Genomic DNA, 25,014 nt, shown 5'->3' with positions numbered 1-25,014 from the left:
GGATGACTGCAACCCTGAGGATAGTCTGCGATCATGCCGTCGCCCGAGTGATCATCCTCGCGATCGTCTACCTGGGAGGTTGCGCACCGTCCGACTCATCCCAATCCGTTAGTCAATCCAACGGCTCAGTCTACTATGTCGCTACAACGGGAAATGATTCAAACTCAGGAGAACGGACGAGTCCTTTCCAGACAATTCGCCATGGAATCAGTGTATTGACTTCTGGCGATACACTCTACATCGCAGGTGGAACGTACGCAGAGAGACTCGATAGCAATGAGAGTACTATTCCTAGCGGGAGTTCCTGGAACAAGCCGGTCATGATTGCGGCCGTACCTGGCCAGGTTGTGACGATGCGACCCGGAGCTGGCCCGGCGGTAGTCAATCTTGCTCATCCCTACATCCAGTATGTGATCTTTGACGGCATTATCTTCGACGGGTCCAATGCGGAGAGCGATGTCATTGGCCTCAACGGGGGCGCGCACCACGTGCGATTCGCCAACGGTGAAATCAAGAATGGAAAGTCCAATGGCGTCATCTTGTCGTTCAATTCCAACGGGGCGACTCGATTTAATGAATTTATCAACCTCAAAGTGCACGACAATGGCTATACCAACGGCGTCCCCGACGACAACTTCCACGGGTTCTATATCACGACCGACAGTAATTTGATCGATGGGTGCGAGGTGTACAACAATGCGGGCAACGGCGGAAAATTCTATGACACGCCCAGCGGGAACGTGTTCAATAATGTAGTTCGCAACAGCATCTTCCACGACAATAGCAAGGACCTCGACCCCGATCGATGGTCAGCCGGTTTTTTCACCAGTTCTGGAACGGGGAATCAGATTTATAACAACATCGCGTACAACAACTACATCGGCTTTGCGGTCCTGCGAGGAGGGAATGGGAATATCCTCTACAACAATATCAGCTATGCGAACGAGATCGCAGGCATCAACATCGATGCAGCGAACGGAAGCCTGACCGGGGCCAAAGTGTATAACAATACGATCGTTAACAATGGACGGTTTGGCATTCTGCTCAGCAACGCTCCAACAGATACCGCGATCACAAACAACATCGTCTATCAAAATCCAACCAACATTTCCAGTGATGGAACGGACAAAGGGATGGTCTTGCTAACCAACTTATTGATCGATCCAAAGTTCAAAAATGCGGCCTCACATGATTTTTCTCTGCAACAAGGAAGTCCTGCGATTGACACGGGTACATCATTGAGCGAGGTGACAGATGATTTTGCCAGAGTTCGCCGACCTCAGGGTGCGCAGCACGATATCGGTGCCTATGAGTATGTATTTCCTTGAGAACCGTCCCCTCTGACGCCTATCCCTACCGAGCATAGACTGCCCTGACTTGGCACGACATCAGAAAATCATCCGGCGAAACAGTCGTGATGTGCTCAACTGCGGATCCGATATCGTATGCGTGACCACGGGCAACGATGCCTCAAAGGATAGTGTGGCCTGACGGAAAAGACTTTGCCTTCACGATTTTCGACGATCCCGATTGTGACACCGTCGAAAACGTAGCGGCGCTCTATTCTTTCATAGGAGACCTGGGGCTGCGTACTACAAAGGCCGTCTGGCCCATCAAAGGCAACTGCACGCCTCGGATAGGCGGCACTACGTGCGAGGATCAGCCTTATCTCCGATGGATGCAGGACCTGCAGGACGACGGCTTTGAGATCGCGCTCCACAATGTCACCTATCATACGTCCGTACGAGAGGAGACGCGGCGAGGCCTTGAGACGTTTCGTCGCTTGTTCAACCACTATCCCAATTCTTTCGCCAATCATACCGGATGCTATGAGGGCATATATTGGGGGCGTGCCCGCTTATCGGGAATTCAGCGAGTCATTTATGACTTGCTTCATCTGCGTCCGAACGGTCAAAGCCAGACGTTTGAAGGCCATATTGAAACAAGCCCTCTGTTTTGGGGCGATCTCTGCAAAGACAACATCAGATATGTTCGCAACTTCACCTTGGATGATATCAACACGCTAAAGGCATGTCCTGTCATGCCTTATCATGATGCCCTGCGGCCTTACGTGAATTATTGGTTTGCCGCCTCGGAAGGGCGCGGAGTTGACTCCTTCACCGAAACATTGTGCGAGTCCAATCAAGACAGATTGGCCCTGGAAGGGGGCGCCTGCATCATGTATACGCATCTGGCCTCGGGCTTTTTTGTCAATGGCGAACTGAACAGCCGATTCAAATTTCTTCTGGAACGCATCAGCCGCATGAACGGGTGGTTCGTCCCGGTCCGGACACTGCTCGATTATGTCCGCCATGTCAGAGGTTCACACGTCATTACGACGGCGGAGAGAAATGCGCTCGAGCGAAGGTGGCTCTGGCATAAGATTTTTCATACCAATGGCCGAAGCTAGTCCTGCCTAGATTATTACCTGACATTTTGGTCTGTATCGCGCCCAGCCGAGGAGATTCCCTGCACGAGAGGCGTATGGCCTATAGAATCGAGCGAATCGATGCCCGCGCCAATGATTGGGCACTCACGACCGACAATCATCAGGAACGAACGATCTATCAGACACGTACGTGGTTGACATTTCTCTCCGAGACTCAAGGCGGGGAGCCGGTCATTGGAGCGTTGAAAGACGGCCGGAGCACCGTAGGCTATTTCACCGGGCTGATTGTCACAAAACTCGGTCTCCGAATACTGGGTAGTCCGTTTCCCGGATGGAGTAGCGATTACATGGGGCTTAACCTCTCGAGCGGTGCGATCCGGACCAAGGCCATTCAGGCCCTCATTGATTTTGCGTTCCACGATCTTGGCTGCGTGCATTTGGAAATGATGGACCGCAGCATCACCGTACGCGATCTTCATGACCTTAAGACCCAACATCGGATCTACACGAGTTACGAAATAGATCTGACTCGCGATGAGAATGCATTGTTCATGAACATGACTAGCGCGTGTCGACGTTGTATCCGAAAAGCCGGAAAGGCGGGGGTTTCGATCGAGCAAGCACATGATTCGGCCTTTGCGGACGAGTATTACGAGCAATTGGGGGATGTATTTGCCAGACAGAGGCTGGTGCCTCCCTACAAAGTCGAACGGGTGCGGCGACTAATCGAGCATATTCTTCCCACGGGGAATCTTCTGTTGCTCCGTGCGCGCGATCGAAGTGGCCGCAGCATCGCCACGGGTATTTTTCCTCATCTGAATGGGCTGATGTATTTCTGGGGAGGAGCGAGTCGACGGGAGGATCGGCTATTGCGGCCTAATGAGGCAATTCAGTGGCACGCGATGAAAATCGGCAAACAGCTGGGCAATCAACTATATGACATGGGCGGTGGTGGAGAGTACAAGAGAAAATATGGTGGAACCACGATCCAGGTTCCGTGGTTTAGGATATCAAAGTACGCGTGGGTTCGTTGCGCCAGGGAAATTGCGCAGCGCGGCCACGCGGTTGCTCAGCATTTCCAGGGACGGCTGGGCAATCTGCTGACCCCTTCCGAGTTTCGTGCCGGACGAGTGAAGGTACATTCTCAATCCCAAACACATCACTAGCAATGTTGCGACGAATGCCTCGCGTTCTGCTTTCTCGTCGTCGTGAATCTGCAATTTATTCAAAAAACTCCTCTTCGGACTGTCTCGGTTGAGGAGAGTCTCGTGAGTTTGGTGGAAGATCTGTGAACAATCCACGACATTTGCGCACAGAACTGTCGGCGGTCAATGAAGATGGGAACATCGGGTTGCCGTCTACTGAGGTGTAATTATGACAAGCCGGGAACGGGTGATCAGGGCGAAGTTGAGCATCCTTGCCATAGCCGCTGAACTCAAGAACGTCGCCAAAGCTTGCAGGCTGTCCGGAGTCAGCCGATCCCAGTACTACGCGCTGAGAAGGACCCTCAACACGCAGGGCAGAGACGGGTTGGCGCCAAAGATCCGTCGTAAACCGGTCATGCCCAACCGTACGCCAGCTTTGATGGAGCGGCAAATCCTCTTGAAAACTCACTCGAATCCGACCGTCAGCTATGTGCGGCTCGCTCGACAAATGACGCTGGATGGCGTCAGTGTCACGCCTGGCATGGTCCGGTACGTTTGGGAGCGGGAAGGCTTGTCGACTCGTTCCGCTCGGCTTCGATGGGTCAAGGGTGCCAAGGGGCACATCGATTCTCCCGCTGTTGCGTTAGCGGCCAGCGTTACAGCGACATCTTCCGTATCTCTTTGTGGACCCGCGGAATGCTTCGCTCAGGCTTCCCGATGCTCAAGTGCCCACGGTTCTCCAACTAAGTAGTACTACCCTATTTTTCTTGACGGGCGACCACGAAGAAGAAGACAATGAGCCCGCGTGATGAAGTCAAGCGGTTCGGTGTAAACAGTCACTTTGCACTTTTGAATTGTTCTCTATTAGGAGGTGACATATGAGAGATGCATTGCTGGGAATACTCCTCGTCGTGATTCTGTCGATCGGCCTCTTCGCTCCGCAGGCGGAGGCTGCAGGCTCCCTTCCAGCCTGGGGGTCATCTGGTGCGATGGCTACCTGGGACTCAAACAGCTTCCTCGCTTGGTTGGCGAGCACCTTGCGGAACTATATCGGCAATAGCCAGAACAATTATCCTACGAAGAGCGTTCCCGTTCCCGGTACTCTCCTGTTCGCGGCCGGAGGGTTCATCGGTCTGGTACTCTGGCGTGAACGGAAGACACGCTCGTAAATTTCTCGAGTCCCATCCGTACGCGCCGGTGGGGTGAGGAGTGTTCGCAATTCTCAGATGTCGGGACTTCAGGCGGTGCCCTCTCGCTGCGATATGGACGGCGAGAGGGCCCATTTCCTCTCTGTAGCCGGTTACTCTTCCGAGATTCTGTTTGCTTCCCTCCGCTGCTCAAACACAATCGCCCTCCTGGCAATCTTCCTTGAACAGTAAGGAAGGAAGACCTGTTCATGACATCTTCGGGCGGTTAGGTCATCAATGGATGCTCGATTGATCAAGCCCGCGGCGGTCGTCAGGCTGGCCTCCAGGGAATGGCAAGTGATAGGACTGATCGTTCTAGCGACGACGGTCTGCGTCATTGGCTTGTTCTGGCCCACAGTGGAATCGTTGGTAGCCGCCTGGTCGAGCTCCAGAACGTTCGCACACGGGTTTCTCATGTTGCCCGTGACTGGCTATTTAGTGTGGTGCTGCCGGCAAGCGTGGTTACCTCTGACTCCAGAACCCAGTGCTTGGGGGGTCGTCGCACTCTCTGCAATCGGTGCTGCTTGGTTGGTGGGACACCGCCTAAACCTGATTTGGCTGGAACAGCTGGCGGTCATTGCATCATTGCCAGGTCTGGTCTGGACTCTTCTGGGAACAACCATTGCTCGAGCTATTTCATGGCCGTTAGGGCTTCTCATCTTCATGTTGCCTGTCGGAACTTCGATTGAGCCGTGGCTTCAGGACTTCACGACTCTGTTCATCTTGGGAGGACTCCGGCTCGTCGACGTTCCCTATCTCATTCAAGAATACCGGATTACGATCGCATCAGGCACTTGGGAGGTTGCACCCGACTGCGGTGGATTGCGCTATCTGCTCCCCGGCTTGGCCCTCAGCTACGCCTTTGCGACACTGGTCTATCAACAACCAGTTCGCCGCTTCACCTTTCTGGGGATCAGTGCCGTGATATTGATGATCGCAAATGGTATCCGGGCCTATGGCATTATTATGGGCGATTACATGGGCGTCGCCGAAGGCGCAGACCATCGAATCTTCAGCTATACCATCTATGGTCTTACCATGCCGCTGCTGTTTTGGTGCGCTCTCCGATGGGAGGAGACCAAGAACGTCGTATTCCTTGGGTCTTCTGCTAACAGTGATCGTGGTTCTCATGTCATGAAGCAAGCCGCCGTCATGGCTCTTGTCTCGCTTTCGGTTCTGGCGATCGCTCCCCTTTCTGTACAACTGTGGGGTTTTACCCCGTGATCGTAGTGGGGTTGCTGATCGCATATGTGCTGTATATCGTGCTGTTCGGCCTAGCACCATTCACCTTCTCTCTTGGCGACGCCGATTCATTCAGGTCCATCTACCAAGACAAGTTCGAGGGATTCTCGGGTATTTCCCGCGTGACGCTATGGGATATCTGGACTAACATTCTCTATTTCATTCCCTGCGGCTTCTTGATCGTTCTGTTACCTCAAACGTACTCGCGTGGCTGGCGGTTCAAACTATTACTTATTTCCGGCGTTTCAGTGTTGCTCAGCGGTTTCGTAGAGACGGCGCAGGTGTTTCTTCCACGTGCACCTTCCGTAGCAGACATTCTTTGCAATTGGTTGGGCGGCGTAGTGGGAGGTCTCGCAGGAGTGCTTTTCCTAGCGGCTCTTCCGACATTGAAGGCCAGTCGTTGGCAGCGCGTTTGGAGGAGGCCTGTGGCAGGAACGATGGCGGGCGTGTATGTTGTGTTACTAGCCGTGGCAATCGGGATGCCCTTGACCGTGCCCCGTGACTTTCGCAACTGGAACTCCTCCTATCGTTTGTTTCTCGGGAACGAGGGAACCCTGGACCGTCCCTGGCAGGGTGCGATATATCTGGCCGCTTTATATGATCGGGCGTTAACCGCCGATGCAGTCTGGACGAACTTTTCTGCTGGATATGGGGTCGATGCGCATACGAAACGAATCCAGGAGGACCTGGTCTTTTATTACGATTTCACCGAGCAGCATGGAACGATTGTCCATGATCGATCCGCATTGAGGCCTCCGATCGATCTCCAGATCAGTGAGAAGGCGAAGTACACCTGGCTGAGTCCTAACGGACTTTTGTTCAAAGGCGGGTCGGGGGCGTCTTCTCTCATCGCCCCTCAAAAACTCGCCGACATGCCGCTTACGTATCAGAAAGAGCTATCGCTGGAGACCTGGGTTGCGTCCGGCGAGCTAAACCAGGGTGGCCCGGCTCGAATCGTCTCTTACTCGATTGATCCATATGATCGAAACTTTACTCTCGCACAGCAAAATAGGGAGATCGTGTTTCGGTTACGTACACCGGTGTCGGGACGTAACGGCGCACACCCCGCTTTAACGACCGTAGACTCTCCCCTCGATCGCTCCGTGCAGCATTTGGTGGCGGTCTATCGCGACGGAGTGACGATGCTGTATGTCAACGGTAGAGAGCATGCGCGGATGGTCGTCCAGCAACAACTCTCCGTCAGCGATATGCTCATTCGTGGCCTAGGGGAGACATTCAAGTGGTTGGTTTATTCGGTCTTGATTTTCCCGTTGGGAATCGCGAGCAGGTTTGCGTTTCTAGAATTGCCCCATGGCCCTGGACGATTATTGTCTCTCGGCCTTGGCTTGCTTGGGTTCTTCCTAGCTCAAGGACTTCGCGTGTTGACATTCAACGCACCACTGGACCCCTTACTCATGTTGGTTGGAGCGTCTACCTTAGCGATCGCTGTGGTGTTGCTCCCCTCACCATCTTGCGTGGTCTAGCCTTCGGCGTTTCTCAACGCATTCGCATCGACACGTTGTATTCCTGCTGCGTCAGGCATCGTTTCTAGCTCAATCTTCCACATTGCACTCCGACATTTAGCCAGTCTCCCCTCCATGCTTCGGCGCCAATGAGTGGCGGAGCAGGTGGCGTTACCTACTTATTGGAGAAATTCACATGGCGAACTTCCTGCCTTTCCATGTGCCCGATTTGGGCCAAGAAGAGATCAACGCCGTTGTGGAGGTAATCCGTTCAGGCTGGTTGACCACTGGAGCCAAGGCCAGGCAGTTCGAAAATGAGTTCGCTGCCATGGTAGGTGCCCGCCATGCCGTGGCCGTGAATTCGTGCACTGCATCGCTGCACCTTGCCCTCGAAGCGATTGGCGTGCGGGAAGGAGACGAAGTCATTGTTCCGACCATGACGTTTGCGGCCACCGCCGAAGTGGTGACCTATTTTAGGGCCAAGCCGGTGTTGGTCGACTGTACGGAGAATACTCTTAACATTGATCCAAAACTCATCGAAGAAGCGATTACTCCGAGGACTAAAGCGATTCTCCCAGTACATTTTGCCGGGCATCCATGCGAAATGGATGAGATTCATGCGATTGCCAAGGCACACGGTCTATACGTAATCGAGGACGCAGCGCATGCCCTTCCGGCGTGGTACCGAGGCAAGATGGTGGGTAGCCTGTCGGACATCACCTGCTTTTCCTTTTATGCGACAAAAAATATTACGACGGGGGAAGGGGGGATGGTTGTCACCAATGATGCCGGCGTCGCTTCACGGATTCGAACGATGAGTCTCCACGGATTGAGTCGTGATGCATGGAACCGCTATACGGCTCATGGATCATGGTACTACGAGATCCTGTCTCCCGGTTTCAAATACAATTTAACGGATATGGCTGCAGCATTAGGCATTGCCCAGCTGCAAAAGTGCGAACGTTTCTGGAAGTCACGCGACCGGATCGCAGCGTGGTACAACGAAGGATTGCGCGATGTGCCCGAGGTCGCCCTTCCAGCGGCGCAAGCGCACGTACAGCACGCCTGGCATCTGTATGCCATCCAGCTCGACCTCGGTCGCTTGCGCATCGGCAGGAATGATTTCATAGAACGGTTGCAGCAGGCGCAGGTTGGCAGCAGCGTCCATTTTATCCCTCTTCATCTTCACCCGTATTACAGAGACACCTACGGCTACTGTGCCTCCGACTTCCCCACGGCCAATGCTGCTTTTCAACGTCTCGTTTCGTTGCCGCTCTATTCAAAAATGACCGAGCAAGACGTTCGGCGAGTCATTTCGACGGTGAGGGACATCATCCAGGAGACTCGGCAATGATGATGAAGCGCGCGTTTGACGTAATTGTTGCGGTTCTCGGGGTGCTTGCAAGCTGGCCCCTCTGGATGGTTGCGGCAATCCTGATCAAACTTGATTCGCGGGGCCCGATCATTTTTCGGCAGACGAGGATCGGTCGCGGCCTCCGCCCGTTCTCTATCCTGAAATTCCGGACCATGGTGGATGATGCCGAGAGTAGAGGCGGCTTGATCACACTTGGAAACGACGCGCGAATCACGCGGATCGGAAGGCTATTGCGGCGAACGAAGATGGATGAACTCCCACAGCTGCTGAATATCCTCAAGGGCGACATGAGCATTGTAGGTCCCCGTCCGGAGGTTCCGCGCTATGTCGAGCTGTTCCGCGTCGACTTTGGTGAAATTCTCCGAATCCGGCCGGGACTGACGGATCTGGCATCATTGAAGTACATCGACGAGGCGACGCTGCTCCAGCAAGCTGATCGGCCTGAGCACGACTACCGGAACAAGATTCTTCCAGAAAAACTCAGACTGGCGAAACTGTATGTCAGACACGCCTCCCTGATGCTGGACATTGCCATCATGGCTCAATCTTTCCTGCATATTCTGAGAATACCATTGGTGGTATTCGAGCTGCCAGGATTGTCGTCTTCCGGAAGCCACGGCGCATGGTCTTGCGGTACGTGGATAAGAAGCTGCGTGGTCCAATGGCGCCGTCCTCTCATTGTGGCGCTGGATATCGGTTTGATTATTCTGGCGAACTATCTGGCGTTTTGGCTGAGGTTCGACGGCGCCATCCCGGCAGAGGAGGTAAGAAGGTTCCTCGCCACGTTACCGTGGCTGGTTGTGATTAGGGCAGCGGCCTTCGTTGCCTTTCGCCTCAATGAAGGACTTTGGCGGTACGTCAGCATTTGGGATTTGCGGAACATCCTCATCGGAGTTGCAACCAGCACCATGGCCTTCTATTTCTTGGTTCGATGGGGAATGGCAATGACGGAGTATCCTCAATCTATCTTCGTGATCGACAGTGTGTTGCTCGTCGGTTTCATTGCAGGCGTCCGTCTTCCTCGCCGTTTACTGAGGGAGCAGGTGTTGTACCGAAACAAGAACAAGGTCCTCATCATAGGAGCAGGTGATTCAGGCGAACGCATCGTACGAGAGATGCGGACACGGGCATCGTACCGCTATCAACCTATCGGTTTTGTTGATGATGAGGCATCTCTATTGAATCAGCGGATCCACGGAATCAAAGTGCTCGGAACATTGAAAGACATCCCGAAAATCATAGCCGAATACAGACCGGAAGAGGTTGTCGTTGCTATGCCTGACGCAGAGCCGTCATTGTTGCGGCGAATTATTTCAGAACTGGAATCGTGCAAGGTATCCATCAAGACGCTACCCGGCGTGAAGGATTTTGTTGCTGGAAAGAGCGTTCTCAGTCAGATACGCAGCGTGTCCCTGAATGACCTGTTGGCGAGAGCCCCGATTCGGCTATGCACAGATGCGCTGCATGACATGGTGAGCGGAAAATGTGTGCTCCTTACCGGGGCCGGCGGATCGATTGGATCGGAACTCGCCCGGCAGATTTGTGCATTGCGACCCGAGACTTTGGTCCTTTATGAGCGTCATGAGAACAGCCTTTACACAATCAGTAAGCAACTCGACGATAGCGGGTGTGCTTCTTCGATCAGGCCCGTTATCGGGGATATCACCGATGCTCGTCGGCTGTCCGAGGTCATGGAGCAAACTCGTCCGCATATTGTGTTCCATGCCGCCGCTCACAAGCATGTCCCGCTCGTCGAAATGAACCCTGCAGAGGCTATTAAGAATAACTGTATGGGAACGCGGCTTGCGTGTGAGGCGGCTGACCGTTTTGGCGTAGAACGATTCGTTCTGATCTCGACGGACAAGGCCGTGAATCCATCCAGTGTCATGGGAGCCACAAAACGTGTGGCCGAACTCATCGTCCAGGAGTTTGCCAGACGAAGTACAACCCGCTTCCTTACAGTCCGTTTCGGTAATGTTCTGGGGAGTAGCGGTAGTGTGCTGCTGAGGTTTCAGGAGCAGATCCAAAATGGCGGGCCCGTCACCGTCACACATCCTGCGGTGAAGCGATACTTCATGCTGATTCCCGAGGCCGTTCACCTTGTGCTCCAGGCAGCCTCGCTTGGGGAGCAGGGTGTGATCTACGTGTTGGACATGGGCGAACAGATTAAAGTGCTCGATCTGGCCAGAAATTTGGTCAGGTTATCAGGGTTCGTGCCTGGTGACGAGATTCCGATCAGTTTCGTGGGTCTGCGCCCCGGGGAGAAGCTGGAAGAGGAGCTGCTGGGAGAAGGGGAGACCGAAGAACCCGCTGAAATTGAGAAAGTATTCCGTATTCGCCCCGCGCCGTCGGTAGACTTGGTTCATTTCACAGAAAGACTGACTGCACTTGAAACATCGGCTCTTCTATGCCTTTCCAGTCGCGCCCTAGATCTATTGCACGAACTGGTTCCGACTTTCCGTCCCGTGGAAGCACAGGACGATCTTCCTCTTCTTGCGGCCGACAATTTGCTTAATGGTCAGGTGCTGTCCGCACAGCCAACTCGTCGTGGAGATGCACCGGCGGTCACATTGCATCCGTGAAGCGCACGAGTGTGTCTTGCATCCTTTTTCCTGTTCTCTCACATCACAATCAACGCGTAGAAAGTCCTAAGCGAGAATGAACAATGACAACCATTAGCGTGGACTCCCAGTTTAGGGAGCAAGGAATGTTCAAGCTTCGTGAATACTGGGATGTTATGACCCGACGCAAATGGGGCATCATCGTATCGGTGGTGTTTTCTCTCGGTGCCGCCATCGCATTCTGCACCCTGTCTCAGAAAATGTACCGCTCCGAAACACTGATCCTCGTCGAAGAGCAACGAATCGCTGATCAATATGTTCAGGGTGTCGCCGAGGGAAATCTGGAACAGCGCATCTTTGTCATACAGAAACAAATTATGAGCAGTTCGCTGCTCCGCAAGATCGTTGAGGACCTCAACCTGTTCCCTGATGAGATGGAGAGGTCCGGACCAGATGCAGCCGTAGCCAGAGTCAAGAGCGGTATCAAGGTGGAACTGGTTGCCAAGATGCCCGGCGCTACTCTGGTGGCTGGGAAAAGCAGCATCGATGCACTGACCATTTCCTTTCAGGACGAAGATCCGCATATGGCCATGCGGGTGACTTCAGCGATTGCGACAGCATTCATTGAGGAAAATCTCAAGACGCGCGAACATCTTGCTGAAGCTACGACGGAATTTCTTGATGTTGAAGTCGCAAGAGCCAAAGAAGCACTGGAAGAGAAAGAGGATGAGATTGCTCAGTTCAAATCAAAGCACATGGGACAGCTTCCGCAGCAGAACGAGTCTAATCTTCGGGCGCTTGATCGACTACACGGCGATTTGAAGGCGGTGAATGAAAATATTCAGCGGGTCTCCGATCGAATGGCTCAGGTAGAAAAAGCAATTCAGGAGTACGGGAGATTCGGAAAGTTGAGCCCCACGCTGCCAGGTGGCATGTCGGCACCGGACCCGCTCTTCCGAAGACTTAAGGATCTCAAGGAAAGGCTCGCGAAGTTGAAAGCAGAGTTTTGGGACGGTTATCCCGATGTGCCGTTGACTAGAGAAGAGATACGTCAAGTCGAGGCGGAATTGATGGCAGCCTACGGCGCTGATGCTATCAAGGCTGCCGAGAAGGTGATGGACCCTTATCTCCAGGATCTGAAGAAGCAATACAGCGAGGCGACCAGCGAACTGGCCGTGCTCAAACAGCGTCAGCACTCACTTTCGGTTGAGCGAAACGACTATGTTAATCGGGTCGAGCAGGCTCCGGCCGTTGAGCAAAAGCTCCTCACCCTTATGCGCGACTATGACAACTTGAAGGGTAACTATCTGACATTGGGCGAAAAGCGTCTCAATGCGCGGGTGGCCGAAAATTTGGAGAAACGACAGAAAGGAGCGCAATTTCGAATCCTTGAACCGGCCAATTTCCCTCGATCTCCATATAAACCCAATCAACCTCTGATTATTTTCTTCGGTCTTCTTTTTGGGTTTACCATCGGTATCGGAACGGCCGTGCTAAGAGAGCAAATGAACCCGCAGTTTCAACGCCCTGAGGAAATCGAACAAATGCTAGGACCGCAACTGCTTGCCGCAATACCGGATTTCATGCTGGAATTTAATCGGGTCAGCTGGCGGCGCTTCTTCCCCGTAAGACAGAGACTGCCGAGCACCGTCGACTTAGAGGATGAGATTGATACAACTCCTGTCGTTGGGAGGCAATGGATCGGCAAGTCGTCACCAGATTCATTCCTGTCGGATGGATTCGTAGTCAAGTGGCTCCCTGATTCGTCAATCGCGGAACAGTACCGCGTGGCGGCCAGCCGGTTGTCTCTCATTCGAAGCAACGAGCCGTCAACCGTCCTTGCTGTGACCAGTGCAGTCAAGGGCGAGGGAAAGACCACGACGGTGATTAATCTTGGCTATACCATGGCGCGAGACCTTGGCAAACGTACGCTGCTCCTGGATTGCGATTTTAAATCTCCCATGCTGAACCGGTATGTTGAAACGATGCCGAAGGGCGGATTGGCGGATTGTCTTACTGGAGACATTCCCTTGGATGATTGTCTGTTTGAGTTCCGCGATGTTCCCTGTTGTATCATGCCGGTCGGCAGTTCATCCGTGAATTCCAACGAGTTACTGAAGACCGGAAGACTTTCAAGCATTCTTACTAAGCTCCGAGAGCGATTCGAACACATCTTTCTGAACACTCCACCCATTTTCCCTTTGGCCACAATGAACGTATTGGCCAAGCAGGCCGATCTTCTGGTGCTCGTCGTGCGGGCTGATTCTACGCCCAAGCTAGTGGTTCGGAGAGCGTTGGGTTCTCTACATGCCGTGACGACGACTCATGTGATTCTCAATGGAGTAAAGAGTCAATCGATGCCCTCCTATATGGAGGATTATGAGTACCTGAACGTCAAGAGTAACAAGATGTAGTCCATGTCCATCTGAGCAAAGAGATCGCGCTCCCATTGTCGGCTGATCGTCCTAAGTGAGAGTCGGGGCCGACCCGATGAAAAGGAGGGAGTTGTGAGTATTGAAAACTGGACAGTTCAAACGACAAACGGACAAAACTGGGGCTATATCAAGCGCCTTATCCTAGATTCGGATACGAGAGAGATCAGCCACGCGGACGTGATTCTTGCGAAGACGGGGAGACTTATTCGGCTACCGTGGAGAAGCTTCGAAGTGCGGGACGGATGGATCAAACTGAGGATATCCGAGAGGCCGGTTAGGAGCAGACGTCAAAGCCACCTGTCATCACGCGAAGGATAAATCGCACAACGTATCCGTTCCTAATTTTTTGGTCAAAGGGGATTGCATTCATCGGAGTGCAGTCCCCTTTTTTATTCGGACGAGAGACGATCTATCCCTGGAGTACTCTAGGCAGGAGTAATGGTGCCGAGGGACAGAATCGAACTGTCGACACCAGCCTTTTCAGGGCGTGATGAAAATAAGAATAAACAAGAGGTTGAAAGGAAGAAGGAATGCAAAAAGTGACAACCTCTGACATAGAATATCAATGGGTTACAGATTCAGGTGCCAACGGTGGCACCGATGACTACTGAGCAGTCGGTGCTGGGGGAGCTAATCTTCGCAGAATACTTATAGGTATGACTTCGAATTTTTCAGTCTTCTGTGCGTCGTTCAATGACACAGGGCCTTTCGCGGCAATTCCAACGACTTTATTCGATTGGTTCAAGACCGGACCCCCACTATTTCCATAGACTATAGGGGTATCAATAAGCATTCGCTCCGTTCCAAAGAATTGATAGTAGCCCGTCACTCTTCCTCGTCTAACGACACCGGTCGCATGCGCTGAATAGCTTGGGTAGCCAGTTAGCAAAATCCAGTCGTCCTGACGAGGGCGTTCCCCTTCCTCCAGCAGCAGTTCAGGTCCCTGTGGACCATCTGTTGCGAGAACCGCGATGTCTAGTTCCTGGTCCTGAATGATTACTTCAATATTATATTTCTTGGCAGGTGTATTAGCTTTAAAGAGTTTGGTGCGCGCTCTCAGCACATGGTAGCAAGTCACAATTCCATAGCCTTTGAGGCTAAATCCGGTACCTTGCGCATATGCGCCATCGGATTCGAGTACCCACAACGCATCCATCACATCTATGACCTGCCTAATTATCAGTTCCGGCGCCAATGCCTTCAGTTGCTTCAAATAGCTGAGGTATAGTGGGTCAGTCTGACCTCGTACCATTCCCACATAGTTTATTTTTCCGTGAAGAACGTGCTTCAATTCTGGGGCCATTTTATTAGGATTGCGCGTGCGGTTGAAATATCGCGATCGAAACTCGTTCTGGGCATTTTCATAACCATATTTTGTCCAGGCGTGAAGAATAGCTCGGATTTGTCTAATAAGACGTCTTGGAGGATTGGGAAACTTGTTTGTAGTGAGTCCAGTCACACTTTGCCTTTGCATTGCGCGCTGAAGCCGTACCTTATTTTCATTTATTCGGAAGGTGTTGCTTGAAATTATCGCTTTCAGTTCACTCCCAGCCGTTACGCTGATCCTGCCTTCTTCGGCTTGGCTTTCCACTAAGATAGCTTCATGAAATCGGGGCAAATTTGTAGAGAATGTTATATCGTCAGCGTATCGGCTATACGAACACTTGTATTTCTTCGCAAGCCTTAGTAGCTGGCTATCCAACGAACTGCAAACCATGTTGGACACGATAGGAGATGTAGGAGCGCCCTGCGGAAGCTGTGCATATGGAGCCAAGGACGGATAAGTTTTGGGTAAACAACAGATCTGGGCGAGTACCGTGGAGACCTCGGAAGGGCAGTTATATGGCGGTGAGGAAAACATTCCTTTGACTCTTCCAAAATGAATGGACGGGAAGAAGTCTTTTAGGTCTAGGTTAAAAACTAATCTCCTATTAGCATGAACGCTGGCATTTTTTACAATCCCACCATTCACAATAAACCCGTAGATGCATGAATTCGGTCTGTACACTGTTTTTAAAACATAATTTAGTTTAATTTGCAGGATCTTAAGAGCTGTCCCTGGAGCAGATATTATTCTCTCGCCTCCAGCTCTCTTGCGTATTGCAAAACTTATATATCGAGTAGACGGTGGGGTCTTATGTAAATGATAGATCAGAAGCCCGTACGGCACTTCCAAAAGTTTTGCGACATCCCGGGGAGTTCTTAACGCGGCGAAAAGAGAGATTATGGTATCCTGGCTGGCTTTTAACTGAGTGTCCATAGAAGCTGAAAAAACCAAGGATTGCTTTTAAGGGCACGTGCAGAGGTATTCGACCTTTTGCAATATACACACATCGTGAAAAGTACATTCAAGTAGAGCAAAGAGCGCATATGGTTTACTTTTGCGCAACTGCCGCAGGATCGCTGGCAGAAATTCAATAACTCCCCCCGCACGTGCGGAGTATGTATACTCCAAATCTCAATCTTCAAGCAAATTAGGCTTCAAACGTATTTCATGCACAAAGCCATAACGCCCTGTGAGTAAGGTAATCTCTACAAAGGCATGAACAAAAATACGTGTAATTTTCAACCCTAACTTCCCTCTATTATCGAGGGCCAGAGGTAAATTCCTTTACCGCTTCTCCTGGGAGGTAAACCTATGCCGAAAAATGACACCATTCTTTTGGATGGCATTGTCGACAATAGAATTGCAGAAAACCTTCCTTCCAATGATCGAGGAGAAGTGTTCGAATATTTAGGATGCGAGCAAATTCTGAAAGATTACGATCTATCACAGGAGGAGATTGAGGCTGGTTGGGTTGACGGCGAAAAGGATGGAGGAATTGACGGATTTTTTACATTTGTTAATGGCTACCTAGTTCAAGACTTGGATCAACTAGCGCTTCCTCGACGTGAAGTAGTGATCGAAGTATGGATTATTACCGCAAAACATCATGATTCATTTCAGCTCTCACCAATGAATTCCTTGGCGGCGAGCATTCCAGAAATCCTGGATTTCGAGAAAGATAATTTGAAGTTGAAGGAACGATATTCAGCGCAGTTGTTGAATGCCAGGTCAGTCTTTCAATTGACCTATAGAAGGCTTGCCGCTTCCTGTCCCACACTGAGGTTCAATGTTTCGTATTGTACGCGAGGTCAGACAGCTAATATTCCACAGGAGATAATAGGCCGTGCTAAACAAATTGAAGAGCAATGTACTGAGCTGTACAGCAACTGCTTTGCGGAGTTTACCTTTGTTGGTGCTGCAGAAATCGTCAAAAGCTTTAGAAGGTTGAAGAAATTTTCCATTGATCTTCCAATAATAGAATCCCTGACACATCATCAAGGTAGCTATGTGGTTCTTGCCCGCATTGATGACTATTTTCGTTTCGTTACGGACGAGAAACGCCAGTTGCGCCGCTATTTATTCGATTCTAATGTGAGGGATTATCTGGGAAGCAATCGGGTTAACGAGGACATATCCGAATCACTTAAGAGAAGACTTGGCCCGGACTTCTGGTGGCTAAATAATGGAGTAACTATTCTCGCAACCTCGGCAACTCAGTATGCAAAAACAATACAGATGCATGATATTCAAATCGTTAATGGACTCCAGACTACTGAAAGCATTTTCAGATACTTTGCAACTTCTCAAGCTAAAGCCGATCAACGTGCAATCCTTGTGAAAGTCATTGTTTCAAATGATCCCGTGGTACGGGATAGCATAATAAGAGCCACTAATAATCAAAGTAATGTGGAATTAGCATCCCTGCACGCAACCGATAAGATTCAGCGTGATATTGAGCAAGTGCTTGAAAAGCAACAATGGTTTTACGAGCGAAGAAAGAACTATTACCGCAACATCGGTCGACCTCTATCTCGTATGGTAACTCCATTGTTTGTTGCTGCGGCACAGGTCGCGCTAGTACAGAAAAATCCCTCGCAGGCGGCAATTCTAAAGTCAAAGTTTATGCGTAATCCGATTTCATATGCTGCGGTATTTAACGAAACGCTTCCTTTCCCAATATGGCCAGCGATAGTGGAAGTGGTAAAGAAAATAGAAGATCTGTTGATTGAAAGTCGGCCATCAGGACGGCATGGCGAGCGATTTCTGGCTACTTACAGGAATATTTTTGCACTTGCTGCTGTCGCAAAACAGGCAGGCACCTTCGCATTTTCTCTCGAAGAACTTATGCGCTTTGACGTAAGTAAGATTGACAGAGCGCTTGTAGAAGACTTTCTCAGAATGTCTAAGTCAATTGAACCAGGTACGGTGAGAACGAAATCGGCCATACGGAGTTTATGCAGGCGCTTTTTTTCTGCCATCGCAGACTATTACTCCATAAGGGCACTCAGCAAGATTTCAGAGGTAACATTGCCGGTATTCTGCTCACCCTCGGCGGAATTGGATGAACAATTTATTGATAAGGTTGACCAGTCCTTGCCCAAGCAACCTTGGAAACCAGGGGTACATCAGCATTTAGCCAAAAAATTAAAGTGCCCTGCGAGTCAGGTTTCTCATGCGATTCAAGAGCTTATCCTAAGAGGTCGGCGGATGCATCAGAGTGAGGGGATCGTATTTGATCGAGAGGGGAAGGTGATTGATTATGACCCGGAACGATTAGGGCAGTCATCAACATAGAGAAAAGCAACGTCTCAGGTCTTTGCCTAGGCCTTCTGCTCCGAATTAATTCATAGCCACCGACAGCATAGATCCTCATGGCCTGCAATCCATCCAAAGGTTGTGCTTTGACACCCTCAAACAGCCTACCTGATAATGGGCCGCTAATCGGGGGTTGAGACATTAGCACTTTGTCAATGCCTAATTGGAAGCATATTCGCTCGAAATACATGTATTTCGTTAATGGTAGAGTCATTTCTTTCTCGCGAAGGAGAGAGTCAATTCACATCTTGAGGAGGAAATCTATCTCAGATGTCGTCATTGGACAGACTGAGCAACGAGACTGACAGCACCGCTGGCGCGATTTGTACGTCTCGCAGGGGGATCTAGTTATCACTACAATTATTGACCGGATATGTCTGGCCGCGTACACTCGGGTGCCTTTAGGAATGCAATTGCCAGTGTTCACAAAACCTTGCCTTAGAGGAGTGTTGAATGCGCTGCCCAATTGTTACGACCCTTGTTTTCGGTATGATGTCGCTTGCCGGATGTGCCGCAACAATTCCTGTGAATTATACTGCTCAAAATTTTGCGCGCTATGAAGGACGGGCAAATGTAGGATCATTTCAATATGTACCAGCAAATACTGGAAAAGTTGCGCCCAACCAAATTCAAAGTACTGCGATCGGAAGCATTTACGTAGCTGCGAACGTTGCTGATTTGGTCCAACGAGCGACTGCGTTAGAACTTGAGAAGACGGGATTTCGGCTTGGAGATAATAATCCTTTAGTGTTGTCCGGTGACATTCTTGAATTCCAGGCAGATGATCTTGGCTATAGTGTGGATTGGAGCTATTCAATTCGGTATAAAATTAGCCGTAAAGCGGACGGATCGGAACTCCTCAACAAAATATACTTGGCAGATCGAAAAACAACGGGAAAATTTGGAGAGGCATCAGACTATGCTCCGTCAATCAATGAGATGATTTTGTCGGGGTATGACAAATTCATCCGCGATGATCAGGTTCGCAAGATTTTCTCCCAGTAGCTTTGGCAGCTCGACCGTTTTTGTTTTCTACCTCACAGTTTGCAATAGCACGAGTAGATCCCTTCACTGATTCATTTCTTGAAACTCGGATCCGCGTGTCCCGCGTACTGGGAGAAACGAAGATCCTTTCTGCAGATTCCAAATCGGCGTCTGTGTCTAAGAGGGATCTAAATATTTCTACTTCGAAGCGTGTTGGCCGCTGGTTGGACAGTTGTGGGAACTAACGGAAATTCCAAGGAGGAAACAGGCGGCGGAGGACAAGTTCCAACTTGAGAGGATCAAGCAGCGGAAGTGACAGCGTACACGCGCGAGCGGTCCATGTGCGGTGCATCGATGGCGTGGTGTTCATCCGAAGCGAGCTTTCGATCGGAGAGGTCCTTTGATATCTCTCGGAGCAAAGACTGCATTTCTCCGCACGGGGTAGACGACAATTGCTCTTGCCTCGAATGCGAAATACGGCCCATCTGCGCGTAAGCCAGCTCAAACGCCTGGGCAGCTGGAGGAGAGAACGCCCGGCTGCAAAAGGATCCAGGAAACCGCTGAACCAGCCTTCGATTTTCAGCCCGGCGAGGAGGTCAAGGCACTGCAACTCCGTGATGACGCACGGAGATCTATTGATAAGATTGAGCGCCGGGTGTCACACTTGCTGCGGTTGATTTCTTGTATCCTATTGCTTGACTCTGTTCCTTCCGAACACTGTTTGCCTTCCTAGAAATCGTTTAGGAATGTTATGGATGGGCTGATGCGTCGACGGCTCCTAGCAGGTGAGGTGCACGTATGGTGCTCCGAGCCTAGCGAACTTGAGCGCAACGGCCTCGTCGCGTCGGCGCAAGCTCTTCTTTCCAGCGATGAGCATGAGCGCATGCGGAGATTCCGGTTCGAGGGCGATCGTTTGACCTTTCTCGCAACGCGCGTTCTCGTTCGTCAAGTGCTCTCTCGATACGAGCCGATTGCGCCGAGGGACTGGACATTTGTTGCTACCTCTCATGGCCGCCCGGAAATCGCGCGCCCGTCCTCGGCGCTACGCTTTAACGTGTCAAACACGAGTGGCCTCGTCGTTTTGGCCGTCACGCACCGACTGACAGTTGGGGTCGATGTCGAATCACTCTCACGGCCGGCTCCAATCGAGGTCGCGGATCGCTTCTTTGCGCCAGCCGAGGCCCGGGTTCTACAATCGCTGCCTCCTAGCGAACGAACGCGATGCTTTTTCGAATTTTGGACTCTCAAGGAGAGCTATTCTAAGGCGCGCGGGTTGGGGCTAGCGATTCCGCTCGATCGTTTTTGGTTCACACTCGAGCCCTGTCGCCGACCGCGCCTAGAAATCGATCCGCTACTCTCCGATGAGGCAGAAGCTTGGCACTTCGCTCAGCTCCGACCAACCACCGAGCACGTAATCGCTGTGTGCGTGCGTCGTAGCGGAGAAACCGACGGCGACATCACTCTCGGCTGGCACCGTTTCGGGTAGACCGGGCTTGCTTTACTGGATCCCCCATCGCTCAACGCGCGTACTGAACGAACTCAGTGATCCACTCGTGCAAGGCGGCGAGCTCGCGCCAGTGGCGGACGCAGGCCTCAAGCATGGCACCGTTTCGAGTCACCAACCGGACCGGCTCGTCGACGTGTACGTAAAGCGCGCCGTAAAGAAGAAACTCAGCGGCCAGACCGTCAGTGCGAAAGTCCCTCGGGTAGCGCTTGTAGGCCTTGCCCTTTAGTACATAGCCCTTCTCCGCGGCGGTCCGGGCGACTTCGGCCAGACGAGCTCCCTGCCTCGGGTCGGCAACGGCTCGGCGGAACATCGGCAGGCGCTCTTTGCCGAAGCCGTGGCATCCCGCACCGATTCCCAAAAAATCTGGCGCAACACGGGCGAACATGCCGGAGACTGCTTGGTTCCGTTCGCCTTCCCAGAACCAGAAATCGAGGTGCGTCTTATATGGCGTTTCCTTCGCATAACGGGCATCCCGGTTCATCCGGAAGATGGATCCCATGATGCTCGGCTCTGCGTGAATGCCAGGAATCAGTTCTCGTAGCTCGCGCCCCGCGGCTATCACAAACGCCTTGGCCGGCTCAACACAGCACTGTTGGTAATCCTGCACGTGGGCGGAGAACCATTCGCGCGTGTTATTGTCCTTCAGTTCATGAAGGAACGCTAGGGTATCATCAGGAAACCTGACAGAAGCCATGATCGCTCAAACGACCGAAATGTAGATGTTACATTCGGCAAAGCCACCCTTGTCGTCCTTCTTCAACTTCTCGTAGTCGCCGCGAAACGAGCGTCGATGTTCGGCCTGCGTCGTGAAATGATTCCACACGTTGCCCCAGGCGTGTTGCACGGCCTTGGGTATCTCACCGACGGCCGGAAACACCAGATATCGCGAGCGCGGTAGCAAGGCACGGGCCATGCCAGGGGGAACGTTGTCGAAGGAGTCGACCTGGACACCAAGCACAACGGAGTATTCGCCGTTGTGGTCACTCCCGTAATCAATGTACGCCTCGTAGATGAACTCGTCAGCGACGCGGTGGGGAACTTGGTCCTCTATGTGCTCGCGATAGAATCGCTGCCACAAACCGGGAATTCGCGCCGTCTTCCGGTCGCTCTCGAGACGATTGCTCGTCCGGACCTCGATCCCAACGATCCGAATCTCATCCTCATCGGTAACGTTCGGCCTCTGGGTCATGGCTTACCTCGCATCCCTCGCTTTACTGCGCGCCAACCCAAGACAGGGCTCTGTTATGACGTACAGACCATTGACGGCGGTCTCGGGCGTCAATCCTGTTGCGGGCTCGATTGATGTCCTGCAGCGACATGGACGTCCAATTCTCTTTGTGCTGAATGAACGAGTAGTGCTCCTTATACATTTGTGAGCGCCTCAAGCAACCGCTGCGGCTCCACATCCTCGATATCCTTCAGGTCTTCAATGCCGGAGATGATGTGCAAGAAGGCATGGGCGAGCTCGGCACCGCTGTAGTCATGGCTCGTGAGCTGCTGCGCCTGCCGGAAATACGCCTCGGCTCCGCGGTGTGTCTGGTAAAACGACGCGACGACGACCATCATGCGGAGGTAGGCACGTCGATATGACGCGCTGTAGAACTGCGTGGCGTCGCTAGCGGGCACATCACCGGAGATGGCACTCGACAAGCTGGCGGCCGTCAGCAAACCGGAAAAAGTTGCCATATGGACGCCGGTCGAAAGCAGCGGATCGAGGATGCAAGCGGCATCACCCACAAGGTAATAGCCCGGCCCTGCAAACTCCTCCGCCGTGTAGGAGTAGTCTGTCTCGGCTCGCAGCGGCAGCTGAAGCTCTCCGCCAGAGATGAGATCCTGAATGAGCTCGCTGTATGCGAGTGCGTGGCGGTAGACGCCTTCGAGGCTGAGGTGCTGTCGAAGCGGCTTGAACTTCGACTTGTGCATGACGACGTCGACGCTCAGTTGGCCGTCGTGCAAGGGGATTGCCCAGATCCAGCCGATCGGAATCGAGCAGGTGGCAATCGCCCCTTGGGGCCCGACGCTAAGACGCTTCGCTTTCCGCCAGTATCCCCACGTGGCCACGTTCATGAATGCCTTGTGATAATAGCGATTGCGGAGATAACCCGTCGCCATCAGACCAGAGCGTCCAGTAGCGTCAACTAGGAAGTCGAACGTCAACCGCACTCTGTTGCCCTCGCTGTCGACGGCAGGGGCTGCAACGGGCCTGCCGTCGACGAGATCGAGCTGCTTAACCTCGTGACCTTCAAGGACGCTGACGCCCTGGCTACTCGCGTGATCGATAAGAATCTTGTCGAATTCAGACCGAACAACTTGGAAACCATACAGCGGCGTCGTCAACGAGCCGAACGCGGCTTCCCATGGTTGTTCGCCCCAAACGAAGTAGCCACCGTCCTTTCGCACGAAGCCATGGCGCTCAACTTTCTCTCTGACGCCGAGAAGGTCGAGGATGCGCAGGCACGACGGCAATAGCGATTCGCCAATGTGATATCGAGCGCCTTGCTCGCGCTCGGCGAGGATGACGTCAACCCCGCGCTGCGCCAGAAGTGTAGTTGTGGTGGAGCCGGCAGGACCGCCTCCCACTACCAGAACCCGTGTCGACCGATCCATCATCGCCCTCCAGAGCTCGCATGACTGCCAAGGATCTGATTGATGAGCGCGATCAGCTCGTTGTGAGAGCGGTGCAGGAAGAAATGACCGCCTCCGAGCCGATGAAGTCGGAAACCGCTTCCAGCGGCGGTTTCCCAGCATCGCATGTCGTCGATGGAAACCTCCGCATCATCGTCGCTACTGAAGGCATCGATTGGGCACGGGAGGATCTGCGGCACGTCCCGAGCGAATCCATCGACGATCCTGATATCGGCCTCTAGTGTAGGCAAGAAACGTTCGATGAACAAGTCTGTATCGAGCAGCTCGGTGGCTGTTGCCCCGAGACGGCGAACCCATGCAAGCAATGCATCACGTGACGGGATGGCCGCTGGCCGATGCCTGTTTCTCCACGGAGGACATCGTGCAGCGACCAGCAAACGTTCGGGCGCGGCGTGGCTCTCGGCGAGACGAACGGCGAGTTCGTATGCAAGCAGTGCTCCCATGCTATATCCGAAGAGCGCATAAGGCCGATCCACTGCTGCGCCGACGGCCCACTCGAGCTCCTTGAGAAGCTGCGCCAGATCGTTGTGCGGCCGCTCCCGAATGCGCGTCTCACGGCCGGGCAATTGGAGAACTGTGAAGTCGAGCCATTTGGCGTGGGCGAGATCGTTTTGCCAACGTCGATACACCGAGGCTCCTCCACCGGCGTACGGGAATGCGATTAGATGCATCCGCGACTTGTGGGCGGGTCGGCTTAGCCCAATCCACTCCCGAGCAACTTCTGACTGAGAGCGGCCAGTCGTCGCGATCGTCATGTCGGTGGCTGCCGGCGCTCGGTAATTCTTACGTATTCCGCGTAGGTGTGCGGCCCCCGATGCTCGCGAATCTCGTTCCACGCCTTCGCGGCTCCGCGCATTCCCTTTCCCCTGTTTCGCAGCTTGTCCGCAGCGAAGTCGCGGACGAATTGATTGTACTGCCACGAACGCTCAATCTTCGACTTGTAGCGCGGATCCTTTCGCCGCTCATGCTCGGCCAACCACTCGCGCGCAAGGTCGCCATAGGTGGTCCGAATACCTCTGCGTAGCCGTTCGCGTCGGAAACGATTGACGTGCGCCGTGAAATGAAAGTGTTCACCGATGACGGACTTGAAGAAATTGCGCGCTGTCACGTCACATTTGAAGTCGTTGCCCACGACAGTCAATATGGACAGCTCGCGCGGAGCTGTGCTGACGCGGCGCTTGATTGACGTGGACTCGGCCAGTCCCGTGCGCTTACCGCTACGTATGAAACGCTCGATCCGAGAGACCACGGCGAGCTTTTGGCCGCCCGTCGGCAGGCCGTTGTTCCGACAGAATTCGACCAGCTCGTGCAGATACCAGTAGAAGGCTCGAAATTCGTCGATGCTTATGTTGGCCGTCAGTGGCGGTCGTTTCGATTTAGTCTTGGCGCTCATTGCTCCATCCCTGGTCTCACATCGAGTTGCTGCTCGGGACCTCGG

Annotated in this window: 20 protein-coding genes and 1 pseudogene; 15 read left to right on the top strand and 6 right to left on the bottom strand. The window is 52.6% G+C overall.

Features of this window, described 5'->3' with window-relative positions:
- Nucleotides 1–2: 2 nt before the first annotated feature.
- The 12 genes and pseudogenes from NSJP_RS20210 to NSJP_RS20200 form a co-directional block, all read left to right on the top strand.
- Nucleotides 3–254: pseudogene (locus NSJP_RS20210) on the top strand (hypothetical protein); the annotation flags it as partial.
- 66 nt (nucleotides 255–320) lie between these two features.
- Nucleotides 321–1,328, top strand: coding sequence for a right-handed parallel beta-helix repeat-containing protein (locus tag NSJP_RS17315; protein ID WP_231989419.1), 1,008 nt, complete (start codon nucleotides 321–323; stop codon nucleotides 1,326–1,328).
- Between the two features lie 455 nt (nucleotides 1,329–1,783).
- Nucleotides 1,784–2,410, top strand: coding sequence for a hypothetical protein (locus NSJP_RS17310; protein WP_155970386.1), 627 nt, complete (start codon nucleotides 1,784–1,786; stop codon nucleotides 2,408–2,410).
- 74 nt (nucleotides 2,411–2,484) lie between these two features.
- On the top strand, nucleotides 2,485–3,555 hold the full coding sequence (locus tag NSJP_RS17305; RefSeq protein ID WP_080888125.1) for a GNAT family N-acetyltransferase: 1,071 nt from the start codon (nucleotides 2,485–2,487) through the stop codon (nucleotides 3,553–3,555).
- 208 nt (nucleotides 3,556–3,763) lie between these two features.
- Complete coding sequence (locus NSJP_RS20205; RefSeq protein WP_080888124.1) at nucleotides 3,764–4,285, top strand: helix-turn-helix domain-containing protein; 522 nt, start codon at nucleotides 3,764–3,766, stop codon at nucleotides 4,283–4,285.
- Nucleotides 4,286–4,412: 127 nt separating this feature from the next.
- Entirely contained in the window at nucleotides 4,413–4,703 is a 291-nt protein-coding gene (locus NSJP_RS17295; protein WP_080888123.1) for a PEP-CTERM sorting domain-containing protein, read from the top strand.
- A gap of 267 nt (nucleotides 4,704–4,970) precedes the next feature.
- Nucleotides 4,971–5,945: an exosortase A gene (gene xrtA / locus NSJP_RS17290; RefSeq protein ID WP_172834429.1), complete on the top strand. Its 975-nt coding sequence runs from the start codon at nucleotides 4,971–4,973 to the stop codon at nucleotides 5,943–5,945.
- Nucleotides 5,942–7,447: a VanZ family protein gene (locus tag NSJP_RS17285; RefSeq protein ID WP_172834428.1), complete on the top strand. Its 1,506-nt coding sequence runs from the start codon at nucleotides 5,942–5,944 to the stop codon at nucleotides 7,445–7,447. Before xrtA ends, NSJP_RS17285 begins: the two co-directional genes overlap by 4 nt.
- Nucleotides 7,448–7,622: 175 nt before the next feature.
- Nucleotides 7,623–8,780 carry a DegT/DnrJ/EryC1/StrS family aminotransferase gene (locus NSJP_RS17280; protein WP_080888120.1) on the top strand — a complete coding sequence of 386 codons (1,158 nt, stop codon included), beginning with the start codon at nucleotides 7,623–7,625 and terminating at the stop codon, nucleotides 8,778–8,780.
- On the top strand, nucleotides 8,777–11,383 hold the full coding sequence (locus NSJP_RS17275; protein ID WP_080888119.1) for a polysaccharide biosynthesis protein: 2,607 nt from the start codon (nucleotides 8,777–8,779) through the stop codon (nucleotides 11,381–11,383). Before NSJP_RS17280 ends, NSJP_RS17275 begins: the two co-directional genes overlap by 4 nt.
- Nucleotides 11,384–11,508: 125 nt before the next feature.
- Nucleotides 11,509–13,776 carry a GumC family protein gene (locus NSJP_RS17270; RefSeq protein ID WP_172834427.1) on the top strand — a complete coding sequence of 756 codons (2,268 nt, stop codon included), beginning with the start codon at nucleotides 11,509–11,511 and terminating at the stop codon, nucleotides 13,774–13,776.
- A gap of 93 nt (nucleotides 13,777–13,869) precedes the next feature.
- Complete coding sequence (locus NSJP_RS20200; protein WP_172834426.1) at nucleotides 13,870–14,115, top strand: PRC-barrel domain-containing protein; 246 nt, start codon at nucleotides 13,870–13,872, stop codon at nucleotides 14,113–14,115.
- A 286-nt stretch (nucleotides 14,116–14,401) separates the two neighbouring features.
- On the opposite strand, the gene NSJP_RS19555 is transcribed toward NSJP_RS20200, so the two are convergent.
- Complete coding sequence (locus tag NSJP_RS19555) at nucleotides 14,402–16,057, bottom strand: trypsin-like peptidase domain-containing protein (RefSeq protein ID WP_172834425.1); 1,656 nt, start codon at nucleotides 16,055–16,057, stop codon at nucleotides 14,402–14,404.
- Between the two features lie 378 nt (nucleotides 16,058–16,435).
- On the opposite strand from NSJP_RS19555, the gene NSJP_RS17255 reads away from it, so the two are divergent.
- From NSJP_RS17255 to NSJP_RS20195, 3 genes are all read left to right on the top strand, one after another.
- Nucleotides 16,436–18,418: an AIPR family protein gene (locus NSJP_RS17255; RefSeq protein WP_080888116.1), complete on the top strand. Its 1,983-nt coding sequence runs from the start codon at nucleotides 16,436–16,438 to the stop codon at nucleotides 18,416–18,418.
- A 474-nt stretch (nucleotides 18,419–18,892) separates the two neighbouring features.
- Complete coding sequence (locus tag NSJP_RS17250; protein WP_080888115.1) at nucleotides 18,893–19,444, top strand: YajG family lipoprotein; 552 nt, start codon at nucleotides 18,893–18,895, stop codon at nucleotides 19,442–19,444.
- A gap of 730 nt (nucleotides 19,445–20,174) precedes the next feature.
- Nucleotides 20,175–20,909: a 4'-phosphopantetheinyl transferase family protein gene (locus NSJP_RS20195; RefSeq protein WP_080888114.1), complete on the top strand. Its 735-nt coding sequence runs from the start codon at nucleotides 20,175–20,177 to the stop codon at nucleotides 20,907–20,909.
- A 31-nt stretch (nucleotides 20,910–20,940) separates the two neighbouring features.
- On the opposite strand, the gene NSJP_RS17240 is transcribed toward NSJP_RS20195, so the two are convergent.
- The 5 genes from NSJP_RS17240 to NSJP_RS17220 all read right to left on the bottom strand — a co-directional run bounded on the left by NSJP_RS17240 (nucleotide 20,941) and on the right by NSJP_RS17220 (nucleotide 24,969).
- Nucleotides 20,941–21,624 (bottom strand): DUF2461 family protein, encoded by a 684-nt coding sequence (locus NSJP_RS17240; protein WP_080888113.1) that lies wholly within the window; start codon nucleotides 21,622–21,624, stop codon nucleotides 20,941–20,943.
- A 6-nt stretch (nucleotides 21,625–21,630) separates the two neighbouring features.
- Entirely contained in the window at nucleotides 21,631–22,119 is a 489-nt protein-coding gene (locus NSJP_RS17235) for a GyrI-like domain-containing protein (RefSeq protein WP_080888112.1), read from the bottom strand.
- A 173-nt stretch (nucleotides 22,120–22,292) separates the two neighbouring features.
- Entirely contained in the window at nucleotides 22,293–23,540 is a 1,248-nt protein-coding gene (locus tag NSJP_RS17230; protein ID WP_172834423.1) for an NAD(P)/FAD-dependent oxidoreductase, read from the bottom strand.
- Nucleotides 23,537–24,331 carry a thioesterase II family protein gene (locus NSJP_RS17225; RefSeq protein ID WP_080888647.1) on the bottom strand — a complete coding sequence of 265 codons (795 nt, stop codon included), beginning with the start codon at nucleotides 24,329–24,331 and terminating at the stop codon, nucleotides 23,537–23,539. Before NSJP_RS17225 ends, NSJP_RS17230 begins: the two co-directional genes overlap by 4 nt.
- Complete coding sequence (locus tag NSJP_RS17220; protein WP_080888110.1) at nucleotides 24,328–24,969, bottom strand: SAP domain-containing protein; 642 nt, start codon at nucleotides 24,967–24,969, stop codon at nucleotides 24,328–24,330. The genes NSJP_RS17225 and NSJP_RS17220 overlap by 4 nt, the downstream gene beginning before the upstream one ends.
- Between the last annotated feature and the right edge of the window lie 45 nt (nucleotides 24,970–25,014).

Origin of the sequence: Nitrospira japonica (assembly GCF_900169565.1) — a bacterium.
In the GTDB taxonomy this organism is placed as follows: Bacteria; Nitrospirota; Nitrospiria; order Nitrospirales; family Nitrospiraceae; genus Nitrospira_C; species Nitrospira_C japonica_A.
Note: the sequence above shows the minus strand (reverse complement) of the source record. Positions and strands in the feature narration are given on the sequence as shown.